The organism is Bacillus sp. AFS001701, assembly GCF_002559405.1.
In the GTDB taxonomy this organism is placed as follows: domain Bacteria; phylum Bacillota; class Bacilli; order Bacillales; family Bacillaceae_G; genus Gottfriedia.
Genome location: NZ_NTZO01000327.1, coordinates 1 through 7,049, shown reverse-complemented (window position 1 = coordinate 7,049; position 7,049 = coordinate 1). Strand labels below are relative to the sequence as shown.

Below are 7,049 nucleotides of genomic sequence, written 5' to 3'. Positions count from 1 at the left end.
CAACATCACTCTACTCCTTTACGAAAATTTGATAATTAATTGACAAGATTGTTTTTCAACGACGTGGCCTTAATTAACATAAAAAGTTAATTAAGGTTTTTTTAATGAAATTAAAAAAATCCACTAAATAGAAACATAAGCATTTTATTGGAAAGAAAAAATTTTTTCATGTATTATAGGTTTGGGTAAAAAATATTTTCCGAATGAATAATTGGAATGAATTATTTGAACTAACATTAGCTCTAAATAAAATTAAGGATCGTTTGAAAATATATTTTTTATTAACAACTAGTTAAAAGTTCGACTAAGAGGAGGTTAAGTTAATGGATTCTATGTCATTTGTATTGTTCGGAGCCACAGGCGATTTAGCAAAACGAAAAATTTTTCCTGCTTTATATAATTTATTTATTGACCAAAAGATGCCTGAGTCTTTTTCAATCATTGGAATTGGTAGGAAAGATTTTTCAAATGACGAATTTCAGAATCAAGTAATGCAATCACTTATTACTTTTTCAAGACGTTCTTTAGAAGATCAAAAAATGGTCCAAGAATTTCTAGATTCAATTCGTTATCAACAGCTAGATATCACGAACAAAGAAGGATTCGTTGATTTATTAGATTTAGTTAAAGAAAGAGAACAGGAATTACAGATACCTGAAAACAGATTATTTTATTTATCTGTTGCACCAGAATTTTTTGAAGTTATTGCATCAAATATTAAGGAAAGTGGACTTGGTACGACAAAAGGTTGGAAGCGTCTAATTATTGAAAAACCTTTTGGACGTGACTTGAAAACTGCTAGAGATTTAAATGGAAAATTAAGTAAGTCATTTAAAGAAGATGAGATCTTCCGAATTGATCATTACTTAGGCAAACCGATGGTTCAAAACTTAGAAGCTTTAGAGTTTGCTAATCCAGTTTTACAAGCGTTATGGAACAATCAATATATCGCAAATGTTCAAATTACGGCAAGTGAAACAGTCGGAGTTGAAGAACGAGCAGGTTATTATGATAAATCTGGAGCAATTCGAGATATGTTCCAAAATCATATGTTACAGATGTTAATGATGTCTGCTATGCATTTAACGAATCAAAATACTGCAAGTGACGTTAGAGCTGAAAAGAAAAAGGTTCTTGAATCTCTTCGACCTCTATCAAAAGAAGAAGTAGTTTCTCATGTAGTTCGAGGTCAATATGGTTCTGGTGAACAAAATGGTAAGAAAGTAGTTGCATATAGACAAGAACCAGGAATTGAGTTTTCATCACAAAATGATACTTATGTAGCAGCTAGAGTATTAATCGAAAACGATTTTTGGAAGGGAATCCCATTCTATATCCGTACAGGTAAAAGAATGAAAGAAAAATCTACTCGAATCGTTTTTGAATTTAAAAGCCCGATTCAAAACCTTGCCAAAAAGAACAGAACTAATAATGGACCAAATTTATTGGTTATTGAAATTAATCCTAATGAAAGAGTTTCTTTCTATTTAAATAGCAAAAACGTAGAGGGTAATATTGAACCTGTACAAGCTGAGTATTTTGCGAATAAAGAAGATCGTCCAGAAGCGTATGAGTTATTAGTTTACGATGCGTTACGAGGCGATTCGAAATTTTTTGCTCATTGGAATGAAGTAGAATTGTCATGGCAATGGGTTCAACCAATTTTAGAAGCATTTGAAGAAAATTTAGTACCACTTCATACTTATAAATCCGGTTCATTTGGTCCAGCAGCTGCTGAAGAATTATTAGCAGAAGATGGTTTCAAATGGTGGTTAGATACAGATTTTGTACAAGAAAATGAAAACAACAAAGCAGATCTAAAAAGGAGTATTTAAATTATGAGTTCGATTTCTACATTATCAATTAATACAATCCGTACACTTTCAATTGATGCAATTAACCAAGCTAATTCTGGTCATCCTGGTTTACCAATGGGTGCAGCGCCAATGGCATATGCATTATGGGCAGAGCATTTAAAGCATAATCCAAAAAGTTCAAAATGGTTTGACCGTGATCGTTTTGTTTTATCAGCTGGCCATGGTTCAAGTATGTTATATAGTTTACTACATCTTGCAGGCTACGATGTTTCAATCAAAGACCTTAAAGATTTCCGTAAATTAAATAGTAAAACACCTGGTCATCCTGAATTTGGACACACTGATGGTGTTGAAGCTACGACTGGCCCATTAGGTCAAGGGATCGCTACTGCTGTTGGTATGGCAATGGCTGAAGCTCATTTAGCAGGTAAATTTAACAAAGATAACCTTTCTATTATCGATCACTTTACTTATGCATTAGTTGGTGATGGCGATTTAATGGAAGGTGTTGCATACGAAGCTATGTCACTTGCTGGCCATATGAAACTTGGAAAGTTAGTTGTATTATACGATTCAAACGATATTTCATTAGATGGTACATTAAATCTTTCTTATTCAGAAGATATGAAAAAGAGAGCTGAATCATTTAACTGGCAATATTTAAGAGTAGAAGATGGAAACGATCATGTAGAAGTTTCTAAAGCGATCGAACAAGCTAAACAAAATACAGACCAACCGACAATTATTGAAGTTAGAACAATTATTGGTTACGGAAGTCCAAAAGTGGCTGGTACAAATAAAGCCCATGGTAATCCATTAGGTCTTGAAGAAGCAAAAGAAACGAAAAAAGCATATGCTTGGAACTACGAAGAAGATTTCTTTGTACCAGAAGAAGTTAAATTACATTTCAAAGAAATACAAGAAAAAGGCAGTGAAAAAGAAGTTGAGTGGAATCAATTATTTAATGCATACCGTGAAGCTTACCCAGAATTAGCTGCTCAGCTTGAAAAAGCAATTAAAGGTGAAGTTTTAATCGAAACAGAAGATTTATTAACTTTTGACGAGAATAAAACAATCTCTACACGGGTTGCAAGTGGAGAAGCAATTAATCACTACATTAAAACAGTTCCTGAAATTTTCGGTGGAAGCGCAGATTTATCTCATTCAACAATGACAGATATTAAAGATGAAAGTAAATTTGCTGTAGAATCATTTGCTGGCCGCAATATTTATTTTGGTGTACGTGAGCATGCGATGGGTGCTGCTGCAAATGGTATGGCATTACATGGTGGAGTTAAGCCTTTTGTAAGTACATTCTTCGTATTTAATGATTATTTACGTCCATCAATTCGTTTAGCAGCATTACAAAAATTACCAGTAACATATGTATTCACTCATGACTCAATTGCAGTTGGGGAAGACGGTCCTACACATGAGCCAGTTGAACATTTAGCTGCTTTACGTGCAATCCCTGGTTTAACTGTTATTCGTCCATCAGACGCAAATGAAACAGCTAATGCTTGGGCATATGCGTTACAAAATACAAATGGACCAATCGCTTTAGTATTAAGTCGTCAAAATTTACCTGTATTTGAAGAAACAGCAACTAGATTAGATAATCTTTCAAAAGGTGGATATGTTTTAACAGAAACGAACGATCAACCAGACTTAATTTTAATCGCTACAGGTTCAGAAGTGTCACTTGCAGTGAATAGTAAAAATGAGTTAGAAAAAGAAAACTTATCAGTTCGTGTAGTAGCAATGCCAAGCTGGGAGCTATTTGATCAGCAATCAGATGAACACAAAGAGTCTGTTTTACCATCACATGTATTAAACCGTGTTTCAATTGAAATGGGGATTTCACTTGGATGGGAACGCTATGTTGGTTTCAAAGGTAAAAAAATCTCAATTGAGACTTTTGGAGCATCTGGAACAGGTAATGAAGTAATGGAATTAATTGGTTTTAGTACAAAGAATGTAGTAAACGTAAGTAAAACTTTATTAAATTCTTGATTTAAATAATATTTTATTTATTTTTTTAACATAAAAATTTTTACTTAGAGAAAAACATTAATATGACTGTAGATATTATGGGAGGATAACGTAATGAAAGTTGGTTTAATTGGATTAGGAAAAATGGGTCTAAACTTAGGTCAAAATTTAATGGATCATAATCACGAAGTAGTAGCATTTGATTTAAATACTGCTGCTGTAGAAGAAATGAAAGGCTTTGGTGCTGTCGGTACTTCAAGCTTAGAAGAATTAGTAAAAAATCTTGATACTCCAAGAGTTCTTTGGATTATGGTACCACATGGTGTAGTAGATTCTGTCATTAATGATGTTAAACCATTCTTATCAGAAGGGGATATTATCATTGAAGCAGGAAACTCACATTATAAAGAGTCTATTAGACGTTATGATGAATTAAAAGAACATGGTATCCGATTCATGGATGCTGGTACTTCAGGCGGTATGGAAGGCGCTCGTAACGGTGCTTGTTATATGGTTGGTGGAGACCAAGAAGCTTGGGAAATCGTAGAACCAATCTTTAAAGATACTGCAGTAGAAAATGGTTTCCTATATGCTGGTAAAATTGGTAGTGGACATTTCCTAAAAATGGTTCATAATGGTATCGAATACGGTATGATGGCTGCAATCGGTGAAGGATTTGAAGTATTAGAAAAAAGTGACTTTGATTATGATTATGAAAAAGTTGCGAAAGTATGGAATAATGGTTCTGTCATTCGTTCTTGGTTAATGGAATTAACTGAAAATGCATTCTCAAAAGATGCTAAACTTGATGAAATTAGAGGCGTAATGCATTCATCTGGTGAAGGAAAATGGACAATTGAAACAGCTCTAGACCTTCAAGCTGCTACACCAGTTATTGCAATGTCATTATTAATGCGCTACCGTTCATTAGATAACGATACGTTCACAGGTAAAGTTGTTGCGGCTCTTCGTAATGAATTTGGTGGACATGCAGTTGAAAAGAAATAAATAAAGTATAAAATAGGAAATATCCCTAAAAATTGGAGGAATTTAAAAATGAAATTTTTTATTGACACAGCTAATGTAGAAGACATCCAAAAAGCTTATAAAATGGGCGTATTATCTGGAGTAACGACAAATCCATCTTTAGTAGCAAAAGAAGGCGTTAAATTCGAAGACCGTATCGAAGAAATTTTAAAATTAGTTCCTGAAGTAGAATCTGTTTCTGCTGAAGTAACGCCAAATGCTGTATCTGCTGAAGAAATGATCGCTGAAGCTGACGAGCTTATTAAAATAAACGGTGGAGATAAAAATATTACAATTAAATTACCAATGACACTTGCTGGTTTAGAAGCTTGCCGCTACTTAACGAAAAAAGGTGTTAAAACAAACGTAACATTAATCTTTACTGTTAACCAAGCATTATTAGCAGCTAGAGCGGGTGCTACTTATGTATCTCCATTCTTAGGTCGTTTAGACGATATTTCTGAAGATGGCGTATTATTAGTTGCTAAAATTGCTGAATTATTCCGAGTTCATAATATGGACGCTCAAATCATTGCTGCGTCAGTTCGTCACCCAGACCATGTTACTCGTGTAGCATTAGCTGGAGCTCATATCGCAACAATTCCTTACAGTGTTATTGAGCAATTATCTAAACACCCATTAACAGATCAAGGTATTGAAAAATTTGCTGCTGACTGGGCAAAAACTTCATTATAATCTGTAACAAACTTTAAATCTAATAAGTATAAAGCCCCCATCTTCATTGAAACTCATTTTGTAGCTATGAAATGGGGGTATTTACATAAAAACAAGGTATAGAGGAGGAAATAGTAATGAATTCGAATCAGAAATTTGTTGGTTATGTAGGTACATATACAAAAAGTGAAAGCAAAGGTATTTATCAATTTACGCTTGATCCAGAAAATGAAAGAATAACGGATGTTAAACCGGTTGCTGAATTGGGAAATCCAACTTATTTAACAATTAGTGAAGACAATAAGAATCTATATGCTGTTGTAAAAGAAGGAAACTTAGGTGGAATTGCTGTTTATTCGATTGATGAAAACAGTGGTGAGCTTAAAAAATTAAATGAACAGCTTAATGAAGGCGCTTCACCTTGTCATATTAGCGTTGACTCAGGTAAACAAAATATTGTTACAGCAAATTATCATAAAGGTACAATTGAATTATATAAAATCAATCAAGAAAATGGTTTTACTAGTGAGGTTAAATCGATTATGCAACATGAGGGAACAGGTCCAAATAAAGAGCGCCAAGAAAAACCTCATGCCCATTATTCTGGTTATACATTAAATGAAAAATATGTAGCCGCAATTGATTTAGGAATCGATAAATTAATTACATATAAAATCGAAAACAATTCTTTAATTGAAGTAAGCAGTCTATCTGTTAAACCAGGAAGTGGGCCGCGTCATATCACATTCCATCCGAATGGAAAGTTCGCTTATATTATGACGGAACTAAGTTCAGAAGTAATTGCGCTACAATTAAATGAAGATGGAAGCTTTACTGATATACAATATATTTCTACAATTCCTAGCGATTTTACTGAAAACAATCAAGGAAGTGCCATTCATATTTCAAAAGACGGTCAATTCGTATATGCAGGAAATCGTGGTCATAATAGTATCGCAGTATTTAGTGTAAATCAAGATACTGGTAAGCTTGAATTAGTGGAAATTACTTCAAGTGAGGGAAATTGGCCAAGAGATTTCGTTTTAGATCCATCTGAGAACTATTTAGTTGGTTCAAACGAAATGTCAGGGAATCTAGTTTTATATGCAAGAAATAAAACTACTGGAAAATTAACAGTGCTTCAATCAGATGTACAAGTACCTGAAGCAGTATGTGTGAAATTTTTAAACGCTTAATCTAAATTAGGAGACTTTTAATATGGATTTTAAAATAACTGATGCAGCCAAAGAAATACTTGGCGCAGTAGATCAAAATAAAATACTTCAATTAGAATTTGACCGTGGAAGCTGTGATGTCGTTAATAACATTTATGAGATAAAAGTTATTAATAAAAGAGAATGTGGTCCTAATGAAAAAATGATAATTGGAGACCAGTTTCAATTTATGGTAAATAAAAATTTTGAAGATGTATACGAAGACCAACTAGTGATTGATTATGTTGAGGGATCATTTGTTTTCAAAAATCGAAATCAAATTTTTAATAATCGAATCGGATTAACTTATATTAAATAAGTTTAA

6 protein-coding genes are annotated in these 7,049 nt (G+C 33.3%); all 6 read left to right on the top strand.

Annotated elements, in window-relative coordinates:
- Nucleotides 1-323 precede the first annotated feature (323 nt).
- The 6 genes from zwf to CN514_RS19090 all read left to right on the top strand — a co-directional run bounded on the left by zwf (nt 324) and on the right by CN514_RS19090 (nt 7,043).
- On the top strand, nt 324-1,835 hold the full coding sequence (gene zwf, locus CN514_RS25840; protein WP_176525973.1) for a glucose-6-phosphate dehydrogenase: 1,512 nt from the start codon (nt 324-326) through the stop codon (nt 1,833-1,835).
- A complete protein-coding gene (gene tkt / locus CN514_RS25835) occupies nt 1,836-3,830 on the top strand; it encodes a transketolase (protein ID WP_176525974.1) in 1,995 nt (664 codons plus the stop codon). It abuts the gene before it with no gap.
- A gap of 93 nt (nt 3,831-3,923) precedes the next feature.
- A complete protein-coding gene (gene gnd, locus CN514_RS19105; RefSeq protein ID WP_098233962.1) occupies nt 3,924-4,817 on the top strand; it encodes a phosphogluconate dehydrogenase (NAD(+)-dependent, decarboxylating) in 894 nt (297 codons plus the stop codon).
- Nucleotides 4,818-4,865: 48 nt separating this feature from the next.
- Nucleotides 4,866-5,531: a fructose-6-phosphate aldolase gene (gene fsa, locus CN514_RS19100; RefSeq protein WP_098233961.1), complete on the top strand. Its 666-nt coding sequence runs from the start codon at nt 4,866-4,868 to the stop codon at nt 5,529-5,531.
- A 116-nt stretch (nt 5,532-5,647) separates the two neighbouring features.
- Complete coding sequence (locus tag CN514_RS19095; protein ID WP_098233960.1) at nt 5,648-6,706, top strand: lactonase family protein; 1,059 nt, start codon at nt 5,648-5,650, stop codon at nt 6,704-6,706.
- A gap of 22 nt (nt 6,707-6,728) precedes the next feature.
- Complete coding sequence (locus CN514_RS19090; RefSeq protein WP_098233959.1) at nt 6,729-7,043, top strand: iron-sulfur cluster biosynthesis family protein; 315 nt, start codon at nt 6,729-6,731, stop codon at nt 7,041-7,043.
- Nucleotides 7,044-7,049: the final 6 nt, after the last annotated feature.

Excerpts from the sequence above, each read along its gene's own strand:
- fsa (WP_098233961.1), top strand. The coding sequence starts at position 4,866 with ATGAAATTTTTTATTGACACAGCTAATGTAGAAGACATCCAAAAAGCT.
- CN514_RS19090 (WP_098233959.1), top strand. The coding sequence starts at position 6,729 with ATGGATTTTAAAATAACTGATGCAGCCAAAGAAATACTTGGCGCAGTA.
- CN514_RS19095 (WP_098233960.1), top strand. The coding sequence starts at position 5,648 with ATGAATTCGAATCAGAAATTTGTTGGTTATGTAGGTACATATACAAAA.
- gnd (WP_098233962.1), top strand. The coding sequence starts at position 3,924 with ATGAAAGTTGGTTTAATTGGATTAGGAAAAATGGGTCTAAACTTAGGT.
- zwf (WP_176525973.1), top strand. The coding sequence starts at position 324 with ATGGATTCTATGTCATTTGTATTGTTCGGAGCCACAGGCGATTTAGCA.